Source organism: Pseudomonas acericola (SeqCode), from assembly GCF_053456465.1.
Window position 1 is genome coordinate 410,708 of record NZ_JBRFJB010000003.1, and the last position, 23,307, is coordinate 434,014.

At 63.0% G+C, this 23,307-nt stretch carries 20 protein-coding genes; 17 read left to right on the plus strand and 3 right to left on the minus strand.

All coding sequences use genetic code 11. From position 1 onward, the window contains the following. Positions 1 to 162 precede the first annotated feature (162 nt). The 14 genes from ACU688_RS13905 to ACU688_RS13970 all read left to right on the plus strand — a co-directional run bounded on the left by ACU688_RS13905 (position 163) and on the right by ACU688_RS13970 (position 15,875). Positions 163 to 954, plus strand: a complete 792-nt coding sequence (locus tag ACU688_RS13905; RefSeq protein ID WP_448185188.1) for a hypothetical protein — start codon at positions 163 to 165, stop codon at positions 952 to 954. A 62-nt stretch (positions 955 to 1,016) separates the two neighbouring features. Next, positions 1,017 to 2,417 (plus strand): DUF1254 domain-containing protein, encoded by a 1,401-nt coding sequence (locus tag ACU688_RS13910; protein ID WP_448185189.1) that lies wholly within the window; start codon positions 1,017 to 1,019, stop codon positions 2,415 to 2,417. A 73-nt stretch (positions 2,418 to 2,490) separates the two neighbouring features. Beyond that, complete coding sequence (locus ACU688_RS13915) at positions 2,491 to 3,534, plus strand: transporter family protein (protein ID WP_448185190.1); 1,044 nt, start codon at positions 2,491 to 2,493, stop codon at positions 3,532 to 3,534. Positions 3,535 to 3,546: 12 nt separating this feature from the next. After that, positions 3,547 to 4,287, plus strand: coding sequence for a DUF2092 domain-containing protein (locus tag ACU688_RS13920; RefSeq protein ID WP_448185191.1), 741 nt, complete (start codon positions 3,547 to 3,549; stop codon positions 4,285 to 4,287). Next, complete coding sequence (locus ACU688_RS13925; protein WP_448185192.1) at positions 4,284 to 4,769, plus strand: hypothetical protein; 486 nt, start codon at positions 4,284 to 4,286, stop codon at positions 4,767 to 4,769. Before ACU688_RS13920 ends, ACU688_RS13925 begins: the two co-directional genes overlap by 4 nt. 23 nt (positions 4,770 to 4,792) lie before the next feature. Next, positions 4,793 to 5,767 (plus strand): AAA family ATPase, encoded by a 975-nt coding sequence (locus ACU688_RS13930; protein WP_448185193.1) that lies wholly within the window; start codon positions 4,793 to 4,795, stop codon positions 5,765 to 5,767. Next, positions 5,764 to 6,687, plus strand: coding sequence for a DUF58 domain-containing protein (locus tag ACU688_RS13935; protein WP_448185194.1), 924 nt, complete (start codon positions 5,764 to 5,766; stop codon positions 6,685 to 6,687). The genes ACU688_RS13930 and ACU688_RS13935 overlap by 4 nt, the downstream gene beginning before the upstream one ends. Beyond that, a complete protein-coding gene (locus ACU688_RS13940; RefSeq protein ID WP_448185195.1) occupies positions 6,684 to 7,139 on the plus strand; it encodes a DUF4381 domain-containing protein in 456 nt (151 codons plus the stop codon). The genes ACU688_RS13935 and ACU688_RS13940 overlap by 4 nt, the downstream gene beginning before the upstream one ends. After that, a complete protein-coding gene (locus ACU688_RS13945) occupies positions 7,126 to 8,121 on the plus strand; it encodes a vWA domain-containing protein (RefSeq protein ID WP_448185196.1) in 996 nt (331 codons plus the stop codon). The genes ACU688_RS13940 and ACU688_RS13945 overlap by 14 nt, the downstream gene beginning before the upstream one ends. Next, complete coding sequence (locus ACU688_RS13950; RefSeq protein WP_448185197.1) at positions 8,108 to 9,556, plus strand: VWA domain-containing protein; 1,449 nt, start codon at positions 8,108 to 8,110, stop codon at positions 9,554 to 9,556. Before ACU688_RS13945 ends, ACU688_RS13950 begins: the two co-directional genes overlap by 14 nt. After that, positions 9,553 to 10,578, plus strand: coding sequence for a hypothetical protein (locus ACU688_RS13955; protein WP_448185198.1), 1,026 nt, complete (start codon positions 9,553 to 9,555; stop codon positions 10,576 to 10,578). Before ACU688_RS13950 ends, ACU688_RS13955 begins: the two co-directional genes overlap by 4 nt. After that, complete coding sequence (locus tag ACU688_RS13960) at positions 10,575 to 11,576, plus strand: HAD family hydrolase (protein WP_448185199.1); 1,002 nt, start codon at positions 10,575 to 10,577, stop codon at positions 11,574 to 11,576. The genes ACU688_RS13955 and ACU688_RS13960 overlap by 4 nt, the downstream gene beginning before the upstream one ends. A gap of 55 nt (positions 11,577 to 11,631) precedes the next feature. After that, positions 11,632 to 13,218 (plus strand): arylsulfatase, encoded by a 1,587-nt coding sequence (locus tag ACU688_RS13965; protein ID WP_017738107.1) that lies wholly within the window; start codon positions 11,632 to 11,634, stop codon positions 13,216 to 13,218. A gap of 164 nt (positions 13,219 to 13,382) precedes the next feature. Continuing rightward, on the plus strand, positions 13,383 to 15,875 hold the full coding sequence (locus ACU688_RS13970; RefSeq protein WP_448185200.1) for a fused MFS/spermidine synthase: 2,493 nt from the start codon (positions 13,383 to 13,385) through the stop codon (positions 15,873 to 15,875). A 159-nt stretch (positions 15,876 to 16,034) separates the two neighbouring features. Here the strand turns inward: ACU688_RS13970 and ACU688_RS13975 are convergent, their stop codons facing one another. Then, on the minus strand, positions 16,035 to 16,706 hold the full coding sequence (locus ACU688_RS13975; RefSeq protein WP_448185201.1) for a DUF3313 domain-containing protein: 672 nt from the start codon (positions 16,704 to 16,706) through the stop codon (positions 16,035 to 16,037). Positions 16,707 to 16,879: 173 nt separating this feature from the next. Between ACU688_RS13975 and ACU688_RS13980 the strand changes: the two genes are divergently transcribed. Next, positions 16,880 to 19,075, plus strand: coding sequence for a tetratricopeptide repeat protein (locus tag ACU688_RS13980; protein WP_448185202.1), 2,196 nt, complete (start codon positions 16,880 to 16,882; stop codon positions 19,073 to 19,075). 138 nt (positions 19,076 to 19,213) lie between these two features. Here ACU688_RS13980 and ACU688_RS13985 read toward each other — a convergent pair whose 3' ends face one another. Further along, complete coding sequence (locus tag ACU688_RS13985) at positions 19,214 to 19,708, minus strand: hypothetical protein (RefSeq protein ID WP_448185203.1); 495 nt, start codon at positions 19,706 to 19,708, stop codon at positions 19,214 to 19,216. A 76-nt stretch (positions 19,709 to 19,784) separates the two neighbouring features. Beyond that, positions 19,785 to 21,455 carry a nitrite/sulfite reductase gene (locus tag ACU688_RS13990; RefSeq protein ID WP_448185204.1) on the minus strand — a complete coding sequence of 557 codons (1,671 nt, stop codon included), beginning with the start codon at positions 21,453 to 21,455 and terminating at the stop codon, positions 19,785 to 19,787. 214 nt (positions 21,456 to 21,669) lie between these two features. Between ACU688_RS13990 and ccoN the strand changes: the two genes are divergently transcribed. Together ccoN and ACU688_RS14000 are read left to right on the plus strand one after the other, a co-directional pair. Next, a complete protein-coding gene (ccoN, locus tag ACU688_RS13995) occupies positions 21,670 to 23,097 on the plus strand; it encodes a cytochrome-c oxidase, cbb3-type subunit I (protein ID WP_448185205.1) in 1,428 nt (475 codons plus the stop codon). Beyond that, positions 23,097 to 23,306: a cbb3-type cytochrome c oxidase subunit 3 gene (locus tag ACU688_RS14000; protein ID WP_017735569.1), complete on the plus strand. Its 210-nt coding sequence runs from the start codon at positions 23,097 to 23,099 to the stop codon at positions 23,304 to 23,306. The genes ccoN and ACU688_RS14000 overlap by 1 nt, the downstream gene beginning before the upstream one ends. Position 23,307: the final 1 nt, after the last annotated feature.

Sequence of the window (23,307 nt, forward strand, 5' to 3'; positions counted from 1 at the left end):
ATATCCCCCACACCAAGCAACTAATTCGTTCGGATAGCTAGCGCGCCTGAATTTAACTGCTAGCTTCAAACGACACGCCCTACACGACTGAGTGAACAGGGCTGCCCGACCGCATCGATTCCTGCACGTTCGGGCCCGTTTCCAAGGAATTGGGGAACTCGCATGTTCAGGTCATCGTCTGCACTGGCATTGTTGCTGGCCGCTCTGGTATTGCCCGGGTTTTCTGCCCGGGCCGACAATGCCGAGACCGCCAACAAGAGTAACAACCCGCTCAACCTAGCGCCGGGCGCCAACCTGCAGGACTATTACACCCCTCGCCTGTACGACAGCAACGCCCACACCAATGACCTGTTGCTGCGCGGGACCCTGCCCATCGCCCCGTCGGATTTCATCGGCGTACCGCAGTTGCTGCGCGCCACCTTGCCCCTCAGTACCCGCCCCGATCCCCGCAGCGGCTACAGCACCGGCATCGGCGACCTCAACCTGTTCGACATCTTTTTGCTCAAGACCGAAGGCGTGCAACTGGGCATCGGCCCGCAGCTCACCGCACCCACCGCCGAACACGATGAACTGGGCACCGGCAAATGGCAGGCCGGCCTCGCCGCCATCGCCATCGACGCCTCGCCACGCGGGCTGCTGGGCGCGCTGGTGCAATACCAAAGTTCCTTTGCCGGTGATCACGACCGCGCCCATGTCGAGAGTGCAACTTTCCAGCCGTTTATCATTCATAACCTGCCCAAGGGTTGGTACCTGCGCTCCACCGGCACCTGGACCTTCGATTTAAAGAACGACACCCACTACATCCCTATTGGCTTGGGGGCGGGCAAGGCCTGGAAAGCCGGCAGCAACATCGTCAACGCCTACGTCGAACCGCAATGGACGGTGGCACGCAAAGGCGATGGCTTGCCGCAGTTCACGTTGTTCGCAGGGATTAACGTGACGTTCGGCAAATAAACCGGTTAACTCGGCGCCTTCATCCCACGCCCTTAAAAAGATCTCTGGAAGGACGCAACAACATGATTGGAAAACCGACGCGCCTGCTGTTGGCGAGCCTCTCGATACTCATGAGCACCGGCGCCCTGGCCGACTTCACCGCCTCCCCGGCAGAGGCGCGGGCGATTGCCAAGGAAGCCTACCTGTACGGCTACCCGGTGGTGGCGATGTACAAGACCCTGTACACCCAGGCCGTGGACAAAGGCGGCGCCAACTTCAAGGCGCCGTTCAACCGTATTGGCAACACCGCCCAGGTGTTCAGCCCCAAGGACACCGCGTTCGTCACCCCGAACTCGGACACGCCCTACTCGTTCGTATGGATGGACCTGCGCCGCGAGCCCCAGGTGCTGACGTTGCCGAAAATCGACGACAACCGTTACTACTCGGTGCAGTTGATCGACCTGTACACGCAGAACTTTGCCTACCTGGGCACCCGCAGCACCGGCAACAACGGCGGCCACTACATGGTTGCCGGCCCGGACTGGAAAGGCCAGCAGCCGGTGGACATCGACCGCGTGGTGTACAGCGAAAGCAACATCGCCTACGCGCTCTATCGCACGCAGTTGTTCGATGAAAAAGACCTGGGCAAGGTCAAGCAGATCCAGGCCGGCTACAAGGTGCAGCCCCTGAGCAGCTACGTGAAACAACCGGCGCCGGCCGCCGTGCCGAAGATCGAATGGCCCAAGCCTACGGCCACCATGACGGAAGGCCCGCAGCTGTTTCGCTACCTGAACTTCATGCTCGCCTTTGCCCAGCCCCAGGACAGCGAAAAAGACCTGATGGCGCGCTTTGCCAAGATCGGCATCGCCCCGGGCGCGCCGTTCAAGGCCCACCAGTTGACGGCTGAACAACGCAAGGCCCTCGAAGACGGCATCGCCGATGGCCGCGCCGAATTTGCCGCATTCAAGAAAGACAAGATTGACACGCACCAAGTGAGCAGCGGCGACCTGTTCGGCAGCCGTGACCGCCTGAAAAACAACTACCTGTACCGCTACGCCGGCGCCGACCTAGGGATTTTCGGCAACTCCACCGACGAAGCGATCTACCTGAGTTACTTCGTCGACAGCGAAGGCAAACCGGCCAACGGCGCGCGCCACAGCTACACCGTGCACTTCGCCAAGGACCAGTTGCCACCCGCCGAGGCGTTCTGGTCGCTGACCATGTACGACGCCAAGACCAAGCTGCTGGTGCCCAACCACAAGAAACGCTACCTGATCAATTCGCGGATGCTGCCAGACCTCAAGTTGGACGCCGATGGCGGCCTGACCCTGGCCTTGCAACACCACGAGCCGCCGAAAACCGAACAGAGCAACTGGTTGCCGGCCCCACCGGGCCCGTTTTATGCCGTGCTGCGTATTTACCTGCCCAAGCCTGAGGTGGGTAACGGTCAATGGAAGCTGCCACCGTTGACCCCGCTCAAGTAACACCCCGTGCCCGGCCGCTGTAGGCCGGGCACGTACCCCCGATTTCAGGCCGTTTACAAGGATACGTAACGCCATGATTTCACGTGCCCGCTTGTGTGCTTCGCCGCTGATCTTCGGGATGCTCTCCAGTTGCGGCGTATCTGCGGCCAACCTGCCCGACCTCGGCAGCACACCCACCGCCTCCAAGTCCGACCCCGAAACCTGCCATCGCCTGCAGCAAGACTTCGATATCGACCTCAAGCAAGTGGTCAAGGCCGGTTGCGACCCGTCTACCGAACAAATCGCCAAGCTGATGGACAACCCGGTGGGCAACCTGGTGCTGCTGTTCAACCAGTTCGATTACAGCGCGCTCAAAGGTCCCCACAGCAACGGCACGCGCTACCTGGGCAAATACAGTTTCATGCCGACCTTCCCGATTTCCATCGGCGAGGACTGGAACCTGATCAATCGCATCCCCCTGAGCTACGTCAGTGCCCCGGTCAATGCCAAGGCCGGCAACCTGATCGGCATGAGCCCCTATGGCGTGCTGACTGACCGTGATTTCCCCTCGGTGGTCAACGATCCGTTCGACCGCACCTCGGGTTTTGGCGACATGGCCTATGTGGGCGTGTTCTCGCCCAAGCAACCGATCCGCTTTGCCAACGGCGGCAAGCTGGTCTGGGGCGTTGGCCCGACAGCGATGTTTCCGACCGCCGAGAAAGACGTGCTCGGCACCGGCAAGTATGCCCTCGGCCCGGCTTTCGTAGCGGCCTACCTGGGTGAAGACTGGACCCTGGGGTTCTTCCCGCAGCACTGGTGGTCGGTCGGCGGCGACTCGCGGCGCAAGGACGTCAGCCTGAGCAATATCCAGTATTTCATCCAACGGGCAATCCCCGGCCCCAGCCAATGGCGCGTCGGCATGACGCCCAATATCACGGTGGACTGGAAAGCCGACGGCGGTAACCGGGTCAACTTCCCCATTGGCCTTGGCGCAGGACGCATCGTCAATTTTGGCAAGCTGCCGGTGCGTATCTCCGGTGAAGTGCAGTACTCGGTGATCCACGCCGACGATCAGATCAGCCCCCGCTGGAATTTCCGCTTGTCATTCATCCCGGTGATTCCAACCTTCATGCTGTGAACGAGGTGCGCCATGTCCCGCTTTCATTGCTCACTGATTTGCCTGGCACTGCTGGCCAACGCCGTCTCGGCCGACGAACTGGAACCCAGGGCTCTCGTCGCCCTGGACCAGATGGGCGCCTACCTGCGCAGCCTGCAGCAGTTTCGCATCGACGCCAGCAGCCACACCGACCAGGTCCTGGAAAATGGCCAGGTGGTCGAGTTCAGCCATCAGGCACGATTGCTCGCACGCCAGCCGGACAAATTGCACGTCTCGCTGGAAAGCGACGGCAAGCGCCGCAGCCTGTTCTATAACGGTAAACGCTTCACCCTGTATGACAGCCGCAGCGGTTACTTCGCCAGCCAAACCGCACCGGCCGATATCAGCGGGTTACTCGACCAGTTAAGCGAACGCTACGGCATCGAACTGCCCCTGGCCGACCTGTTCCGCTGGCACCCCGGCACCGCCAAGGACGTGGGCATCAGCAGCGCACTGCTGATCGGCAATGACACCCTCGACGGCCACGCCTGCACCCACTACGCCTATCGCCAGCCGGACATCGACTGGCAACTGTGGGTGCGCCAAGGGCCACGGCCCCTGCCCTGCCGCCTGGTGATCAGCCGACGCGACACGGCTGAGCAACCACGGCACAGCGTCAACTATCACTGGCAGCTCGACAGTGCGATCAAGCCTCGCGACTTTGATTTTGTGCCGCCGCCCGGCGCCCGGGCTGTGCCCCTGCAACAGTTGGAGCCACAGGGAGAACAGCCATGAAGGCCACGGCGACGATCTTGCTGGTGCTGCTCGTCTTGCCCCTGGAGTCCCAGGCCTGGCAAATACGCGGCGGTGGCGGCGCACGGACTTTCGTGGTGCCCCATAGCGGTGGTGGGTATCGGCCACCGCCACCGATGCCCCATCCCATGCCCGCGCCACGGCCAATGCCGCCGCACCCCGAGCCCCACCCGCAGCCGGGGCCACACCCTTATCCGGGGCCAAGGCCGCCTCCACCGCCGCCGCCCCCACCACCGCCTCCTCCGCACCCGGATGATTGGTATCACCCCTGGGCGGCGGCAGCGGTGGTCGGGGCCACCACGGCAACCATCCTCGCCATCGGCACCCAGGTCAGCGCGGTGCCGGCGGAGTGTGTATCGGTGGTTGCCAATGGCGTGGCCTACCAGCATTGCGGGCCCACCTGGTACCAGCCGCGTTACGTCGGCAGCTCGGTGCAATACATCGTGGTCGCCGCCCCCTGGTGACCCAGCGTTCAAGGAGCAATGGCATGACAGCGCTCAATGATGTGAAAGCCTTGCAAGCCAGCATGGCCGAAAGTGTCCTGGGCCAGGACCAGGTGATCCGCCAGATCCTGCTCGGCCTGCTGGCCAACGGTCACCTGCTGCTGGAAAGCCTGCCGGGGTTGGCCAAGACCCGCACGGTCAAGGCCCTGGCCCGGCACTTGGATGCGCAGATGAGCCGCATCCAGTTCACCCCCGACCTGTTGCCGTCCGACATCACCGGCGCCGAAGTGCTGCACCAGGTCGATGGCCAGAACCAAATCCGTTTCCAGCCCGGGCCGTTGTTCGGCAACCTGATCCTCGCCGATGAAATCAACCGCGCCCCGGCCAAGGTCCAGGCCGCGCTGCTGGAAGCCATGGAAGAACGCCAGATCACCGTGGCCGGCGCCAGTCACCCGCTGCCGCCGTTGTTTATCGTGATCGCCACGCAAAACCCCATCGAGCAGGAAGGCACCTACCCGTTGCCGGAAGCGCAGATGGACCGTTTTGTGATGAAACTGCTGCTGGATTACCCCAGCGCCGACAATGAAAGCCAGGTGTTGCGCCTGCTGCGCGAAGAAGAACAGGCCGCCGCGACCCAGGCCATCCAGGGCTTCACCCTGGCGCAGGAGGTGATCTTCGCCGCCCGCCAGGAAGTCAGCGCGATCCAGGTCTCCCCGGCCCTCGACCGCTATCTCATCGACCTGATCAACGCCACCCGCCATCCCGCCGACTACGACCCTGACCTCGCGCGCTGGATCAGCCTTGGCGCCAGCCCCCGTGGCGGCATCGGCCTGGACCGCTGTGCCCGCGCCGATGCGTGGTTGCAGGGCCAGGCATTTGTCACCCCGGACAACGTGCACGCCGTGCTCCACCCGGTGCTGCGCCATCGCCTGCAACTGAGTTATGACGCGGTGGCCGATGGTGTCAGTGCCGATCAGGTGCTAGACCGCCTGTTAAGCAAAGTGGCGCTGCCCGCATGAACGCCGACGGCCTGGTCTATGTCAGCCTGGCGCAGTTGATGGCCTTGCAGTTCCAGGCGCGGGGCCTGAGTTTTGTCGCGCGCCAGCCCCAAGGCAGCCTGCTGGCCGGCAACCACGCGTCACGCCTGCGCGGGCGCGGCCTGAACTTTGATGAACTGCGCCGCTACCAACCGGGCGATGACCTGCGCCATCTGGATTGGCGCGCGTCGTTGCGCACCGGCAAGCCGGTGGTGCGCACCTTTACCGAAGAACGCGACCGCCCCGCGCTCATCGTGGTGGACCAGCGCATGTCGATGTTTTTCGGCTCGGTGCGCAGCTTCAAATCCGCCGTCGCTGCCGAACTGGGCGCGCTGGCCGCGTGGATGGTGTTCAACGCCGGGGACCGGGTCGGCGGGCTGGTGTTCAACGATGCGCGCATCGACAGCGTGGCGCCGTTGCGCAGTCGCAAGCGCGTGGAAGCCTTGTGCAGCCGCATCGCGCAACAAAACGCCGAACTCAACGCCAGCAATGCCGACCATGAAGGTGACAGCCAACTGGACCGGGTCTTGCAACAATGCCTGGCCGTGGCCGGCCATGACCACCTGATCTGCCTGGTGAGCGACTTTGCCGGTGCCGGCCCGCGCACCTTGCAACTGCTGCAACAACTGTCGGCACACAACGACGTTGTGGCGTTGCAGGTCTATGACCCCTTGGCGCTCAACGTGCCCAGCAGCGGGCAATTGCTGATCACTCAAGGCCAGTTGCAAGTGGAGCTGGCGGTGAGCCAACGCAAGGTGCGCCAGCCCTTGGGGGATTTTCTCGGCGGGCGCCTCAAAGACGTCGCCAGCCTGTTGCGCCGCAGCCAGGTGCCGCTGTTGATGATCAGCACGGCCTTGCCTGCCGCCGTGCAGTTGCGCAACGAACTGGGGAAACGCCGGTGACGACCCACGTGCCGAGCATCGAACAACTCCAGGAGTTGAGCTTGCCCGCACCCGTCAGTTATTGGCCGCAGACCTGGGGCTGGGGTGTGTTGCTGGGGCTGCTGGTACTGGGATTGTTGGTGTTGGGCGTGCGCAAGTGGCTACATTGGCGGCGCAATGCCTATCGACGTGAAGCCTTGGCGCAGTTGGAGCGCATGAGCGATCTGCGCGAGCTGCCGGCCTTGCTCAAGCGTGTCGCCCTGTCGATGCCGCTGCCCCCGCAGGAGCACCAGCGCGTGCCGAGCTTGCGCGGGGCCGAGTGGCAAGCCTTCCTGCAACGCCATACCGGTGCGCCGGTGCCTGAGGACTTTAGCGAACAACTGGCGCAACTCGCCTACGGCGCGCCGTTACACCATCCGCAAATACTGGCCCAGTGCAAAGCCTGGGTGGAGCAACACCATGTGGCAGCTTGACTACCCATGGCTCCTGCTCCTGCTGCCGTTGCCGTGGTTGGCCTACCGCTATTTGCCCGCGTACCAGGAAGCGCGCAGCGCGGTGCGGGTGCCATTTTTTCGCGGCATGAGCCAGGCGGTTGGTGAGGTCCCCGCTACCCATGGCGCGCGCAGTAATCGCCCGCAGATGTGTCTGAACCTGCTGGTCTGGAGCTTGTTGGTCCTGGCCATCGCCCGCCCGGTGTGGGTGGAAAAGCCCATCGAACGCCAGCAACCGGTGCGCGACTTGATGCTGGCCATCGATATTTCCCAGTCCATGCAAACCCAGGACTTTACCGCCGCCGACGGGCACAAGATCGACCGCCTCGCCGCCGTCAAACAGGTGGTGCAGGGTTTTATCCAACAGCGCAAGGACGACCGTATCGGCCTGATCCTGTTTGGCAGTGGTGCGTTTCCCCAAGCGCCATTGACCCTCGACCACACCAGCCTGTCACTGTTGCTGGACGACAGCGGCATCGGCATGGCCGGGCCCAATACGGCGATTGGCGATGCGATCGGCCTGGGCCTGAAGTTGCTGGATCAGGCCCACGAGCCGCAAAAGGTGCTGATCCTGCTCACCGACGGCAACGACACCAGCAGCGCGATCACCCCGGACCACGCTGCCGACATGGCCGCCGCCAAGGGCGTGGTCATCCACACCATCGGCATCGGCGATCCCCAGGCCAGTGGTGAAGCCAAGGTCAACCTGAGCGTCTTGCAAGGGATTGCCAACGCGACTGGCGGCCGCTATTTCCGTGCCGAGGACCGCGACAGCCTCAACCAGGTCTACGCCACCCTCGACCAAATCACCCCGCACCAAGTCAACACTCTGAGCCACCAGCCCAAGCGCGACCTGTTCTGGTGGCCGCTGGGGGCTGCGCTGCTGTTGCTCGCGGTGTATCACCTGGGCGCAGCGTTCTGGCAGCAGCGCTTCAAACGGGAGGTGGCGGATGGACCTCAGTGAGTTCCACTTCCTGCGCCCTGCGTGGCTGTTGCTGGCGTTGCTCGGTGCCACGTTGCCGCTGCTCTGGCGGCGCAGTCGTGACCTGCAACGGCGCCTGCGCGGCAACATCGCCCCGCACTTGTTGCCGTATCTGCTGCTCACGCCCAGCGACCCGCATCGGTTGCGTCCGGTGCATCTGCTCAGCGCATTACTGGTGCTCGGCGCCATCGCCGCGGCCGGGCCGACCTGGCAGCAGGATCGCCCGCAGTTCCTGGAAAATCGCGCGCCGCTGATCATCGCCGTGGACCTGTCAGCGTCCATGGACACTGCCGATGTGCCGCCGACCCGGCTGACCGCCGCCAAACACAAACTGCACGACCTGGTCCAGCGCCGCAAAGGTGCACGCACGGCGCTGCTGGTTTTCGCCGGCAGCGCCCATTTGGTGTTGCCACCGACTGACGATCCGGCGTTGCTCGACACCTTTATCCAGGCGTTGAGCACGGACCTGATAGACAAGCCGGGCGAGGACGTTGCCGGGGTGATCGCCCAGGCCCAGCGCTTGCTCGGACAAACGCCCGGCACGTTGCTGCTGGTGACCGATGGCGCCGCACCATTGCCCATGCTCAAGGCAGGCGCGCTGCAAGTGCTGGTCCTTGGCCTCGGCAGCAGCCCCACGCTCAAGCAACTGGCCTCGGCCGCCCACGCGCCGCTGGCCAGCCTGACCTTGAATGACGACGACCTGGACTGGATCGAAGACCATGCCCAGCAACATTTCCAGGCCGCCGACGAGCAACAGCGCCTATTGCAGTGGAAGGACGCCGGCTATTGGCTGTGCTGGCCGTTGTTGCTGCTGGCGCTGTTCAGTGTGCGGCGCGGCTGGAGCCTGAATTGGACCGCCGTGTTGCTGCTGGGCTTGCTGCTACCGCCCACGCAAGCCGAGGCCAATCCATTCCTCACGCCGGACCAGCAAGGTCGCTGGGCCTTCGAACACCATCACTACCCGGAGGCTGCCGCGCGGTTTGTCGACCCGTACTGGAAAGGCATCGCCGCCTACAACGCCGCCGACTATGACCTGGCCCAAACCACGTTCGCCGCAATGAGCACGGCGCAAGCGGCGTTCTACCTGGGCAATATCCATGTGCGGCGCTTCAAGTTCGATGACGCCATCAGCGCCTACCAACAGGCCCTGCAACTGCAAGCGGATTTCCCCGAGGCCCGCGCCAACCTGGCCCTGGCAATCGCCTTGAAAAAGGACACCGAAAGCGCGGCGAACAACACCCCGGAGGTCAAACCCGATGAGGTCAAGTTCGACAAGGCCCCCGGCAAGGGCCAGAGCAAGACGGTCCAGACCGAACAAGCGAACAACGATGCGCTGTGGTTGCAGAACCTGACCACCTCGCCGGCCAATTTCCTGCGACGTAAATTCGCCCTCCAGGACCAGGCGGTGCAGCCATGAACCGCTGCTGTGGCGTGCTGTTGCTGCTCGCCGGGCCGTTGTGGGCGGCCGAACCGCAACTGCGCGTGCAGGTTCAGTTGCTGCCGGGCAGTTCAGTGGTGGTCGGCGAACAGCTGCACCTACAAGTGGATGTATTGACCGACACCTGGTTTACCGCTGCTGCGACCTTGCCAGACCTCAAGTTGCCCGGCGCACGGGTGCAGGCACCCAATGGCGAAGCCGAACACACCACCCAGGTGATTGACGGGCAGGCCTTTTATGGCATGCGCTACAGCTACGGCATCACGCCGAACGTGGCGCAACATTTCAGCGTGCCGGCGCTGACGGTCAGCGCCCAACCCGGTCAGGCCAGCGCGCCGTTGAGTGCGCAGAGCCAGGCGCTGGCCTTTGACGCAACCCAGCCCCCAGGTTTCGCGCCCGACGAGCCAGTGCTGGTGGCCAGCGCCGTGCGCTTGAGCCAGACCCTGGCCGCCCATGACCTTAAAGTCGGGGACAGCTTCACGCGCACCCTCACCCTGCAAGCCGACAACACCCCAGGTTTGTCGCTGCCCCCCCCGAGCGCCGCGCCGATCAACGGCCTGCGCCTGTACCCGCAAGCGCCGCGCATCAGCAACCTCGATGATGGGCGCGGTAGCGTCACCGGTGGCCAGCGCATTGACGCGATGGTGTACCGCGTCGAACACGGCGGCCATTACACCCTGCCGGCCATCAGCGTGAAGTGGTGGGACAGCCGCAACCATCGCCTGCAAGTGGCGCAATGGCCGGCGCTGACGGTCGAGGCACAGGCGATCAGCGCCTACACGCCGACGTTTGCCATCGAACAGCGGCACTGGCCGTTCCCCCGGCAATTGCTGCTGTGGATCGCATCCATCGCGGCGCTGATTCTTGCGGGTTATCTGTTGCATGTCGTATGGCCGCGAATGACGCGGACCTCGCGAAAAACGTGGGCTGCATTGCGTTGGTGGTGTCGTCGACTACGCTTGCTTCCACTGAACCCTCGTCACGAAAAGGACTTCCCATGACGTCGCTGCGTTCTGCCCTGCCCCTGTTGTTTCTGTTGAGCCTGCCCGCCTTCGCCGCCGACCCGTTGCCCTCGTGGCACGAAGGCGCGAACAAACAACAGATCATCGCGTTCGTCCAGGCGGTCACCACCGAAGGTTCCAAGGATTACGTCAAGCCCGCCGAGCGCATCGCGGTGTTCGACAACGATGGCACCCTGTGGACCGAACAACCGGCGTATTTCGAGGTGCTGTTCGCCTTTGACGAAGTCAAGCGCCTGGCGCCCCAGCACCCCGAGTGGCAAACCACCCAACCGTTCAAGGCGGTGCTGGAAGGCGACCATCAGGCGCTCGCGGCCAGCGGCATGGACGGCCTGCTGAAAATCATCGGTGCAACTCACACCGGGATCAGTACCGAGGCGTTTATCGACAACGCCAAGAACTGGCTGAAACAGGCCCGCCACCCCAAGACCGGCAAGCCCTTCGACCAGATGATCTACCAGCCCATGCTGGAAATGCTCGACTACCTGCGCAGCCAGCAATTCAAGACCTACATCGTCTCCGGCGGCGACACCGCGTTTATGCGCGCGTTTGCCGAAGAAGTGTACGGCGTGCCACCGGAGCAGGTGATCGGCTCGAGTTTCGTCACCCAGTACCAACTCAAGGACGGCCAGCCGCAGGTGCTGCGCACCGCCAAGCTGGCCCATAACGACGACGGCCCGGGCAAGCCGGAAAGCATCGATTCGATCATCGGGCGGCGGCCGATCCTGGCCTTCGGCAACTCCGACGGCGACCTGCAAATGCTGCAGTGGACCGCCGCCGGCAAAGGCAAGCGCCTGATGGGCCTGGTGCACCACACCGACGCCCAGCGCGAATGGGCCTATGACCGCAATTCTCAGGTGGGGCGCCTGGACAAGGCGTTGGACCTGGCCAAGACACAGCACTGGACCGTGGTGGACATGGCGCGCGACTGGCGCCGTATCTACCCGTTCGATCCAGCTGTGCAAGCAGAGGTGCAATAAGCAAATCCGCAGGTCGCATGCACTGCGACTCAAGCCCTACCAAGGAGCAAGTCTTATGACTCGCATACGTAAGTGGCTGCCGAAACTCGCCCTGGTGGCGGTCTCGGTGATAGGGGCCTCGGCATCCGCCTGGGCCGCTGAAAAGCCGAATATCCTGGTGATATTTGGCGATGACATCGGGCAAACCAACATCAGTGCCTATTCCATGGGCGTGGTGGGCTACAAGACCCCGAATATCGACCGGATCGCCAAGGAAGGCATGATGTTCACCGACTACTACGCGGAGAACAGCTGCACGGCCGGGCGCTCGTCGTTCATCACCGGGCAGACGCCGTTGCGCACCGGCCTGTCCAAGGTCGGCGCGCCGGGGGCGTCGGTGGGCTTGCAAAAGCGCGACATCACCATTGCCCAGGCCCTCAAGTCCCTCGGTTACGCCACCGGGCAATTCGGCAAGAACCACTTGGGCGACAAGGATGAATACCTGCCCACCAACCACGGTTTCGATGAGTTCTTCGGCAACCTCTATCACCTCAACGCCGAAGAGGAGCCGGAGCGCCCCTATTGGCCCAAGGACGACGCCGCCTTCGTCAAGGCCAACTCGCCCCGTGGGGTGATCCACAGCTTCGCCGACGGCAAGATCGAAGACACCGGCGCCTTGACCACCAAGCGCATGGAAACCATCGACGACGAAACCACGGCCGCTGCGCAGGCGTTCATCAAGAAACAGGCCGAAGCCGACAAGCCCTTCTTTGTGTGGATGAACACCACGCGCATGCACTTGTTCACCCACGTGCGCGACTCGATGAAGGGTCAGAGTGGCATGCCCGGCAACGAATACGCCGACGGCATGGTGGAACACGACGGCGATGTGGGCAAACTCCTGCAAACCCTCGACGACCTGAAAATCGCCGACAACACCATCGTGGTCTACACCACCGACAACGGACCGAACCAGTTCTCCTGGCCGGACGCGGCGACTACGCCGTTTCGCAATGAGAAAAACTCCAACTGGGAAGGCGCCTATCGCGTACCGGCGATGATCCGCTGGCCGGGCAAGATCAAGCCGGCCGAGGTCTCCAACGAGATGTTCTCGGGCATGGACTGGTTCCCCACGCTGCTGGCGGCTGCGGGAGATACCGAGGTCAAGGACAAGTTGCTCAAGGGCTGGGCCCCGACCTCCGGCGGTGCGAGCTTCAAGGTGCACCTGGACGGTTTCAACCAGTTGCCGTACCTGACCGGCCAGCAACCCAAAGGCGCTCGTGACGAGTTCTACTACTTCAACGATGACGGGGTCCTGGTCTCGGCGCGCTTTGGCAACTGGAAAGCGGTGTACTGCGAACAGCGCGCGCCCGGTGGGTTCAAGGTGTGGAGCGAGCCCTTTGTGTGCCTGCGGGTGCCGAAGATCTTCAACCTGCGCATGGACCCGTATGAACGGGCGGACGTGGTCTCTGATCAGTACTACGACTGGAGCACGAAAAACGTCTACCTGGTAGCGGTGGCGGTGACCAAGTCGGCGCAGTTCCTGCAAACCTTTGTTGAGTACCCACCGAGCCAGAAACCGGCGAGTTTCAGCATTGATCAGATTCGCGCGCAGGTTGATCAGCAAATCGAAGCGAAGCGGAAGGCCGCACCGGCTCAATAACTGACACGACAACCCATCTGGAGACTGGCTTGTGTGGGAGCTGGCTTGCCTGCGATTGCATCACCTCGGTATTGCTGATAGACCGAGGTGCCTGCATTGCAGGCAAGCCAGCTCCCACACAAAGCAGCTCCCACAGGGTTCTCTGCGCATTCTGGGATTTGGTCATGACCGCACGCACCGCCAGCAAGCCGATAGAAATCAGCAACACCCCCTCGATCCTGATTCCCGCCCTCCTCCTGTTCATCTCCGGCGGCGCGGCGTTGGTGTACCAGGTGCTTTGGATCAAGCAACTGTCGTTGGTGGTCGGCGTGGAGGTGTATGCAATCACCACCGGCATCAGCGCATTTTTTGCCGGGCTGGCCCTCGGTGGGCTGCTGTTCGGGCGTTTGGCGGACCGCTTCGCGCGGCCGCTGTTGTTGTATGCAGGTCTGGAATTATTGGTCGCCCTGTTCGGCGTTGGCGCCACTTGGGCGCTGGGCACGGCGGCGTTTCCGTTTGCCTGGCTGGAAGCACGCATCGGCCTGTTGGCCTGGGCGCTGCCGTTTGCCCTGGTGGGCCTGCCGGCGTTGTTGATGGGCGGCACGCTGCCGGTGCTGGTGCGTGCGCTGAGCATCGACGCCAAGGGCTTGAGCCAGGCCGGCGGACGTTTGTATGCGGCGAACACGGCGGGCGCGATTGTCGGCACCTTGCTCGCGGCATTTGTGCTGATCGCGCAGTTTGGCGTGCGTGGCAGTGCGCTGGTGGCGGCGCTGTTCAACCTCGTCGCGGCGGCAGGTGCGCTGGCTGCTGTGCGTCATCATGGGCCGGTGGTGGTCGCGCCTACACGCAGTGGGCCGCCGGCGCGCCTGGCCCTGGTGCTGTACGCCATTGCCGGTGGCGTGGCGCTGGGGTACGAGGTGGTCTGGTCGCAGTCCATCGTGCAATTCATGAGTACGCGCACCTATGCGTTTGCCGTGGTACTCGCCACTTACCTGTGCGGGTTGTTTATCGGCAGCCAACTGATGTCGCGGCGGGTGGAACGGATTCGCGATCCTTGGGGTGTATTTGGCCTGTTGATCGCGGGCGCGGGGCTGGTCGCGTTGCTGGAAATCGCCCTGCTCGGGCGCTGGCTGGTGCTGCTGCAAACCCAGGCCGAGGCGCTGGTGCTGAGCCTGGGCGGTAGCGAGTTGCCAGGGATGAGCGCACGGTTTGCAGTCGCTGCGTTGTGCATCGTGTTTGTGCCGACGCTGTTGCTGGGCGCGGCGTTTCCCTTGGCGCTGCGCCTGAGTGTCGGACATCTCCATGTGGGGCGTGATGTCGGTGCGGTCGTGGCCTTCAACACCCTGGGCGGGATCGTCGGGGTGATGCTCTGCGGTTTTGTGCTGATCCCCTGGCTGGGGTTGGTGCGTACCTTGGGGTTGCTGGCGCTGATTGCCGCTGGTGTGGGTTACCTGGCCGTGCGCCGGGGCCATGGCGTGAAAAAGGGCCGGCGCCAAGCGGTGGTTGCGCTGGGCCTGGTGTCACTGGCCGTAGCGCTGCTAACACCGGTGGATCGCCTGGCGAAATTGCTGCCGGGAGCGCGTAATGCCAGCCTGGCGTTTTATCAGGAAGGCCGGGGCGCGACGGTCGCGGTGGTCAGCCAAGGCCAGGGCGCGCGGGCGTTTCAGCGCCTGTATATCCAGGGCGTATCCAATACCGGTGACGCCATGCCGTCCCTGCGCTATATGCGCGTGCAGGCGTTGCTGCCGCTGTTGATTCACAACGGTGAACCCAAGTCGGCGCTGGTGATCGGCTTCGGCACCGGGATCACGGCGGGCGCGTTGTTGCGTTATCCAGGCCTGGAACAGCGCGTGGTCGCCGAGCTGCTACCTGCAGTGATCGACGCGGCGCCGCTGTTCAAAGGCAATTTCAATGCCGCCACTGACCCCGGCATCGACCTGCGCCTGCGCGATGGTCGCCAGGAGTTGCTGCGCACTCCGCACGCCTATGACCTGATCACCCTGGAACCACCACCGCCCTCCGCCGCTGGCGTGGTAAACCTGTATTCCCAGGACTTCTACCAGTTGGCCGCGTCGCGCCTGGAGAAAAACGGCCTGCTGGCCCAGTGGCTGCCGTTGCCGACACAAAACATCGACGATTCCCGCGCGTTGGTGCGCAGCTTCCTGAACGTGTTCCCGTATGCCTCGCTGTGGACCAGTGAATTCCACGAGATGCTGCTGGTGGGCTCTCGCGAACCCATCGAGTTGGACGCCACGCGCATTCGCCAGCGTTTCGACCAGCCCGGAGTCAGCATCGCGTTGGCCGAGGTGGGCATCGATTCGGCCGCCACCTTGCTGGCGACCTGGGTCACCGATCGCCAGGGGCTGGAGCGCTTCTCCGCCAACGCGCTGCCGGTCACCGATGACCAGCCGCGCATCGAATACGCGCCGTGGGTACGCAGTAAAGAAATCACCCGTGTCCTACCCGCCCTGCTCGACCTGCGCGTACCGGCACCGTTGCTCAACGCCGACGCCGCCTTCAGCCGCACCCTCGCCGCCGAACAGCAGCGCCTGATGCAGTTCTACCGCGCCAGCCTGCATGCCTATGACGGTGATCGCGATGCTTGGGGACGGGATATCCGGGAGGTGTTGCAGCAGGACAGTGCGAACCCGTACTACCGCTGGTTTATCACCCCATAAACCAGAGGCAACACTGTACCTGTGGCGAGGGAGCTTGCTCCCGTTGGGTCGCGAAGCGGCCCCAGCTCTTTGTTTGAAAGCCTGGGACTGTTGCGCAGTCCAACGGGAGCAAGCTCCCTCGCCACAGGTTACTTTTAGGCCTTGCTTAGCGAATGGGCCTTAGTGTTTTTTCAGCTTTACATAAGACTGATGCAGGTCCGACGCCCAGCCATCAATCACGCTTTTCACATCGTCGGCCTTCATCACCTGGGCTTCGTTGGCCAGCGGCTTGCCGGTGCCTTTGCGCACCACTTGGGCGATCACCTTGCCACTGGCGCCGTCAAGGAACTGTGCCTCGGTGCCCAAGGTGGTTTCCTGGTCACGGTGCCCAGACGCGGTACTGGCGGCGGCCACGACCAGCGCGACGGGGATGTATTCGTACGGCGCGAGGGCTTCGGTCTTGCTGCTTACGGCGGTGATCGCCGCACGCACCACAATCACCCCGGGGCCAGGGGCGTTGGCCAGTGGCAGGGATTTCTCCAGCTCACGCTTGAGCGCCTGGTTGTAGTAGGTGTTGATACCGTTGAGGGTGCTTTCCGGTATCTTCGCGGTGGCCTGGGGCTTGGGGTAGAACTGGGTCGGCTCGACGTAGACGGCGGTGTAGCGGCTCAGGTCGAGCTTGGGATCGACCCAGCGCATCACCTCGGCACCGGACGGTGACTGGGCTTGCTTGAGGTGGCTGTAGTCCGAGAGAAAGCCGGAATACTCGTCCGGTTGCGTGACTTTGCTGGCACAGCCTGTCAGTCCGAGCGAGGCGACACACAGCGTGCTGATCACTAGCCTTAGTTTCATCATTGAACTCCCTGGCGGTCATCACTGAAACATTGAGCTGTAGGTATAGCCAAGTCTGGGGAAATAGCGGTTATTTCATGTGCCAGGTTTGACAGACCTGTGACCTGCGTCAAAGCTGCACACAGCTTAAGCGCGCCGTAGAGCGTCCACGCATCAAGACAGCGGAAGTCGGAATGCCAGAGCCCAAAAAAGCCAAAAAAGCCGTACCCCACCGTGATTCATACCGTCGTTTCCTCTACCCCGTATTGATTGTGTTGCTGTTGTTGGCCATGGCCGCGATCTGGTTTTTCCTGCAAACCAGTACGCCTCGGCTGGCAGCGCCCGTTGTCGCCGCCAAACCCACGGTGATTGCTCCGGCGCAGATGGTCGATGAGCAACAATGCCAGGGCTGCCACCAGGCCCAGGCCAAGGACTGGCAAGGCTCCCACCACCAATTGGCGATGCAGGTGGCGACGCCGCAGACGGTGCCGGCCGACTTCAACGATGTCACGTTCAGCGCCGAAGGCGAGACCACGCGGTTTTATCAACGGGGCGCCGAATTCTGGGTCAATACGCCGGGCCACGACGGGCAGGCTGGCGACTTCAAGGTGGCGTACACCTTTGGCATCGCACCGTTGCAGCAATACCTGATCGACGTCGGCGACGGTCGCCTGCAAGCCCTGGGCGTGGCGTGGGATATGCAGCAGAACCGCTGGTTTCACCTGTACCCGGGCCAGGGCGTGAACTTCAAGAACCCGCTGCACTGGAGCAAACCCAGCCAGAACGCCAATTTCATGTGCGTGGAATGCCACACCACCGGCTACAAACGCAATTTCGACCCGGTAAAAAACACCTTCGACAGCCAGTGGAACAGCCTGGGCGTGGGTTGCCAGGCCTGCCACGGACCGGCCTCCAACCACCTGCAGTGGGCGACGAAAAAAGGCGACCTGCTGCACGCCGGTTTCGCTGTAGACCTGAAGGACAAGGACGCCACCGTCGAACTCGAAACCTGCGCCCGCTGCCATGCGCGCCGCGCGCCACTGGGGGATGGTTTCACCGTCGGCAAACGGCTGATGGACGACTACCTGCCCAGTGTGCTGACCCGTGAGCTGTATGCGCTGGACGGCAAGATCAAGGATGAAGTGTTCGAACACGGTTCCTTCGCCCAAAGCAAAATGGCCGATAAAGGTGTGCGCTGCAGCAACTGCCACAACCCCCATAGCAATGAACTCAAGGCGCCGGGCAACGCGGTGTGCCTGCAATGTCACAACACCGCCGGCAAAACCCCCATCGCCACGGTGGATGGACGCGGCTTGCAGGCCAAGGACTACGACTCCGCCCAGCACATGGGCAAGGCCGGCGCGTTCTGTGTCGATTGCCATATGCCGGGCAAGGTCTACATGGGCAATGACTTGCGCCATGACCACAGTTTCAGCATCCCGCCCGGCGCCCGTGATGTACTCAAGGCGCCAGGCTACGCCGAGAGCATGGCGTTGATCCGTGGCGGCCAACCGGGCGCGGCCCAGGCGCTGTATGAGCAACTGGCGCGGGGCAACCTGCCGGCAATCCAGCGTGCGACGTTGTTGGTGGAGTTGCCCAACTACCCCAGTGAACAGGCGTTGAAACTCGCCACCAAGGACCTTGGCAACCCGGCGCCGCAAGTGCGTGAAAGTGCCGTGCGTGCGGTCAGCGCCCTGCTCCCGCCGCCGGAGCGTGTCGCCCTCTATGGGCCATTGCTGCGCGATCCGGTGCGCGCCGTGCGCATCCTCGCCGCGCGGGATCTGCTCAGCGTTCCCGGCCAAGGCCCGGCGTGGAGCAGCGCCATCGCCGAGTACGAACAGGTGCAACTGAGCCTGCTGGAGCGCGCCGAAGCCAACCTCAACCTGGCGATGCTCTACCAGGCCAGCGGCCGTGGCGACAAAGTCGAAGCCCAACTGCGCAGCGCCCTGTTGCGTGACCCGGATTTCTTCCCGGCGCTGGTGACCCTGGCGCAGTGGTTGGAAGCCAATGGCCGTGGGCCGGAAGCGCGCAGCCTGATCGCGGACCAGCTGGCGCAGCACCCGGACGCGGCCTTGTTGCAACACACCCGAGGCTTGATGGCGATTCGCGCAGGTGATTCAGCGAGCGCCATGCCGTATCTGCGCAACGCCGTGCGCCTGGACCCGGCCAGCGCCCAGTACACCTTTGTCCTTGCGGTGGCGCTGCATGACAGCGGCAAGGTCGACGACGCCTGCCAACACCTGGAAAGCCTGCTCCAGCGTCAGCCGTATAACCGCAATGCACGGCTGTCGCTGATCCAGTACTACCTGGAAAACGGCCAGGAGCCGAAAGCGCAGGTGATCATGCAGAGTTGGAAAAAGCTCAACCCCGGCGACCCTGCGTTGAAGTAGCCGCCAGGCGAACACCGTACCTGTGGCGAGGGAGCTTGCTCCCGCTGGGCTGCGCAGCGGCCCCAAGATTTTGGGAGCGCTGCGCACTCCAGCGGGAGCAAGCTCCCTCGCCACACCGGTTGCTCGGCAGCCTGAGCCTTATAGGCGCTCGCGCGGGATCAGGCTCTGCAACTGCGACGCCAGGAAGTTCGCGTCAAAACCAAAGGTGTCCGGGTCCTTCAGGCCATTGGTCTTCTTCCACAGCCAATCGTTCTTGTCCGCCGGCAGCACCAGCGACACGCTGCCGTGGCGGGCGGCGGTCAGGCCCATCACCGACACCGAGATCAGCCCGCCTGCGCCCATCACTTCCGGCACAAACTCGACACTCTTGCCGGTGATCTGCACGTTGAGCTTCTCGGTCTTGAAGGTCGAAGTCTCCAGCGGCACGCTGGGGCCGCTGGCGACGTAGGCTTCACGGTGCACTTCCAGCAAGCCCACCTGCTTGACCGGCTCCAGCCACTGTTCGATCTGCCCGAACAACTCGCCGAGCTTTTGTGCCCAACGGGCGGATTGCACGTCGAATTGCTGCTTTTTGTGCGCTTCGCTGTCGGCGTAATGACGAAGCATCTCGCCCAGTTGTTGTACGTCGTCCATTGCGGATCTCCTTGGGTGAGCCAGGTTGCGAAGGCCGATCATGGCAGATGCAACGCTGCCGCGTATGACTAACGCCTCACGCGTCCACCAGGCGCCCGGCGTACACCCGTTCCTTGAACGGTTCCAGGCCGATGCGCTGCACCGTGTCGACAAAGCGCTCTTCACTTTCGCGGTAGCGCACAAAGGTATTGATCACCCGTGCGATCACATCGGGTATCTCGGCGGCACTGAACGAGGGGCCGATCACCTTGCCCAGGGCGCTGTGATTGCCCTGGGCGCCGCCCAGGGTGACCTGGAACCACTCGCTGCCGTTTTTATCCACGCCGAGGATGCCGATATTGCCGATGTGGTGGTGGCCGCAGGCGTTGATGCAACCGGAAATGTTCAGGCTTATCTCGCCGAGGTCATGCAGATAGTCCAGGTTGTCGAATCGCTGCTGGATTGCCTGGGCGATGGGGATGGATTTGGCGTTGGCCAAGGCGCAGAAGTCGCCGCCTGGGCAGGCGATGATGTCGGTGAGCAGGCCGACGTTTGCCGCCCCCAGGCCGTGGGCGCAGGCCAGTGTCCACAGCGCATGCAAGTGCTCCTTGGGCACATCCGGCAGCACGATGTTCTGTTCATGGGCGATACGGATTTCGCCAAAGCCGAAGCGTTCCGACCACTGCGCCACCGCGTCCATTTGCTCGGCCGTGACATCACCGGGCGGTGCGCTGATCCCCGGTTTGGTGGACAGCACCACACTGGTGTAGCCCGGGACTTTGTGCGGCATCACATTGCGGCTGACCCAGCGGGCAAACGCGGGGCTTTCCGTCAACGCGGTGCCGTAGGCCAGGTTGGTGCCCGGCAGGTTTGCATAGGTGGGCGGGACGAAGGCCGCGGCCACGCGCTCATACTCGGCGTCGGTCAATTGCGCCGGGCCGTCACGCAGGTACTGCCACTCCTCCTCCACCTCGCGGGCAAACGCTTCGATGCCCAGGGCCTTGACCAGGATCTTGATGCGCGCCTTGTATTTGTTGTCCCGTCGGCCATGGCGGTTGTACACCCGCAACACCGCCTCGACGTAGGACAACAGGTGCTGCCACGGCAAGCCTTCGCGGATCTGCACTCCGAGGATCGGCGTGCGCCCCAGGCCGCCGCCCACCATCATGCGCAACAGCTTGTTGCCCTGGTGGTCGTGATAAAGATACAGGCCGATGTCATGCATCATGATCGCGGCGCGGTCGTCACGGGCCGAACAAATGGCGATCTTGAACTTGCGCGGCAGGAACAGGAATTCCGGGTTGATGGTCGACCATTGGCGCAGGATCTCCGCCAGTGGGCGCGGGTCCAGCAGTTCGTCGGCGGCCACCCCGGCAAAGGCTTCGGTGGTGATGTTGCGCACGCAGTTGCCGGAGGTCTGGATGGCATGCATGTTGACGTGGGCCAGGCGCTCGAGGATATCGGGCACCTGGTGCAATTCGATCCAGTTGAATTGCAGGTTCTGCCGCGTGGTGAAATGGCCGTAGCCCCGGTCGTAATCCCGCGCGATGCTGGCCAGAGTGCGCAGTTGCTCGGCGCTCAACGTGCCGTAGGGAATCGCCACCCGCAGCATGTAGGCATGCTTTTGCAGGTACAGGCCGTTTTGCAGGCGTAATGGCAAAAACTCCGCGTCGCTCAAGTCTCCCGCGATAAAGCGCCGGACTTGGTCACGAAACTGCGCCACACGCTCGAACACCAGCGCCCGGTCGTATGCGTCGTACTGGTACATGTCACTGCCTCATCAGATGATGGGGGCGACTATGCACCTACGGCGCAGCGCGTTGAAGATTCAGGTGCAGTCTTAAAAAGCGGATCAGATCGCCTGAAAGCCGCGTTTTTAGGCCAAGTCTACTGATCCGTAGTAATGAGCTTTTTCTGAGCCTGTTTTGTTTTGCCCACCCTTCCTACAGTGCCCGCCACTTGGAACCGTGGGAGGACTGAGCATGAGCACAGCAACAATCGGACAGGCCTATAACTATAAAGTCGTCCGTCAATTCGTCATTGCCACCATTGTTTGGGGCGTCGTTGGCATGGCCATGGGCGTGTGGATCGCGTCGCAACTGGTCTGGCCCGAGATGAACCTGGACTTGCCCTGGACCACCTTTGGCCGCTTGCGCCCCTTGCACACCAGCCTGGTGATCTTTGGTTTTGCCGGCAGCGCCCAGTTTGCCGCCAGCTATTACGCGGTACAGCGCACGTGCCAGGTGCGGCTGTATTCCGATCGCCTCGCCGCGTTTACCTTTTGGGGTTGGCAGTCGGTGATCGTGATCATGCTGATCAGCCTGCCGCTGGGCTACACCACCACCAAGGAATATGCGGAGATCGAGTTCTCTGGCGCGGTGTGGATGGCGGTGGTGTGGGTAGCTTACGCGGTGGTGTTCTTCACCACCGTTGTGCGGCGCAAGGCCAGGCACATCTACGTGGGCAACTGGTTTTTTGGCGCGTTTATCCTGGTGATCGCCATGTTGCACGTGGTCAATCACTTGGCGATTCCGGTGGATTGGTTCAAGTCCTACCCGGTGTACGCCGGGGCGACCGATGCGATGGTGCAATGGTGGTATGGGCATAACGCCGTGGGGTTTTTCCTGACGACGGGGTTTTTGGGGATGATGTACTACTTCGTGCCGAAACAAGTCGGGCGGCCGGTGTATTCCTATCGCCTGTCCATCGTGCACTTCTGGGCGTTGATCACCCTGTATATCTGGGCCGGCCCGCACCATTTGCACTACACCGCGCTGCCGGATTGGGCGCAGTCATTGGGCATGGCGATGTCGCTGATCCTGCTGGCCCCCAGCTGGGGTGGGATGATCAACGGCATGATGACCTTGTCCGGTGGCTGGCATCAGTTGCGCACCGACCCGATCCTGCGCTTCCTGGTGCTGTCACTGGCGTTCTACGGCATGTCCACCTTTGAAGGGCCGATGATGGCGATCAAGACCGTCAACGCCCTCTCCCACTACACCGACTGGACCATCGGCCACGTCCACGCCGGCGCGTTGGGCTGGGTGGCGATGATCACGTTCGGTGCGCTGTACCACATGATCCCCAAGGTGTTCGGCCGCGAGCAGATGCACAGCGTGCCGCTGATCAACCTGCACTTCTGGCTCGCCACGATCGGCACAGTGCTGTACATCGCCTCGATGTGGGTCAACGGCATTACCCAGGGTTTGATGTGGCGCGCGGTGAACGATGACGGCACCCTTACCTACTCGTTTGTCGAGGCGTTGCAGGCCAGTCACCCAGGGTTTGTCGTGCGTTTCGCCGGGGGAGTGTTTTTCCTCACGGGCATGCTGCTGATGGCCTACAACACCTGGCGCACGGTACGTGTGGCGGATGTGCGCCTGGCGCAGCTCGACGCGCGGATCGCCTGATGTGGGGCTGGCTGATGCTGCTGTGCCTGTATGGCGCCGTGGAATATTGCTTGCGCGGGCAATCCGAGAAAAGCCTGGATGAAGCCAGCCTGATCCCCTTCGCGGACGACCCGGACGTGGCGCGGCGGGTGGAACAGGCCACCGGCAAACAGGTCAACGCCGTCGCGCCGGAGCAGGCCAAGCCGGGCTGGATCAACCTGGATATGTAAA

Bases quoted from the DNA above. Each gene is read 5' to 3' on its own strand.
- ACU688_RS13905 (WP_448185188.1), top strand. From the start codon at position 163: ATGTTCAGGTCATCGTCTGCACTGGCATTGTTGCTGGCCGCTCTGGTA.
- ACU688_RS13910 (WP_448185189.1), top strand. From the start codon at position 1,017: ATGATTGGAAAACCGACGCGCCTGCTGTTGGCGAGCCTCTCGATACTC.
- ACU688_RS13915 (WP_448185190.1), top strand. From the start codon at position 2,491: ATGATTTCACGTGCCCGCTTGTGTGCTTCGCCGCTGATCTTCGGGATG.
- ACU688_RS13920 (WP_448185191.1), top strand. From the start codon at position 3,547: ATGTCCCGCTTTCATTGCTCACTGATTTGCCTGGCACTGCTGGCCAAC.
- ACU688_RS13925 (WP_448185192.1), top strand. From the start codon at position 4,284: ATGAAGGCCACGGCGACGATCTTGCTGGTGCTGCTCGTCTTGCCCCTG.
- ACU688_RS13930 (WP_448185193.1), top strand. From the start codon at position 4,793: ATGACAGCGCTCAATGATGTGAAAGCCTTGCAAGCCAGCATGGCCGAA.
- ACU688_RS13935 (WP_448185194.1), top strand. From the start codon at position 5,764: ATGAACGCCGACGGCCTGGTCTATGTCAGCCTGGCGCAGTTGATGGCC.
- ACU688_RS13945 (WP_448185196.1), top strand. From the start codon at position 7,126: ATGTGGCAGCTTGACTACCCATGGCTCCTGCTCCTGCTGCCGTTGCCG.
- ACU688_RS13950 (WP_448185197.1), top strand. From the start codon at position 8,108: ATGGACCTCAGTGAGTTCCACTTCCTGCGCCCTGCGTGGCTGTTGCTG.
- ACU688_RS13955 (WP_448185198.1), top strand. From the start codon at position 9,553: ATGAACCGCTGCTGTGGCGTGCTGTTGCTGCTCGCCGGGCCGTTGTGG.
- ACU688_RS13960 (WP_448185199.1), top strand. From the start codon at position 10,575: ATGACGTCGCTGCGTTCTGCCCTGCCCCTGTTGTTTCTGTTGAGCCTG.
- ACU688_RS13965 (WP_017738107.1), top strand. From the start codon at position 11,632: ATGACTCGCATACGTAAGTGGCTGCCGAAACTCGCCCTGGTGGCGGTC.
- ACU688_RS13970 (WP_448185200.1), top strand. From the start codon at position 13,383: ATGACCGCACGCACCGCCAGCAAGCCGATAGAAATCAGCAACACCCCC.
- ACU688_RS13975 (WP_448185201.1), bottom strand. From the start codon at position 16,706: ATGAAACTAAGGCTAGTGATCAGCACGCTGTGTGTCGCCTCGCTCGGA.
- ACU688_RS13980 (WP_448185202.1), top strand. From the start codon at position 16,880: ATGCCAGAGCCCAAAAAAGCCAAAAAAGCCGTACCCCACCGTGATTCA.
- ACU688_RS13985 (WP_448185203.1), bottom strand. From the start codon at position 19,708: ATGGACGACGTACAACAACTGGGCGAGATGCTTCGTCATTACGCCGAC.
- ACU688_RS13990 (WP_448185204.1), bottom strand. From the start codon at position 21,455: ATGTACCAGTACGACGCATACGACCGGGCGCTGGTGTTCGAGCGTGTG.
- ccoN (WP_448185205.1), top strand. From the start codon at position 21,670: ATGAGCACAGCAACAATCGGACAGGCCTATAACTATAAAGTCGTCCGT.
- ACU688_RS14000 (WP_017735569.1), top strand. From the start codon at position 23,097: ATGTGGGGCTGGCTGATGCTGCTGTGCCTGTATGGCGCCGTGGAATAT.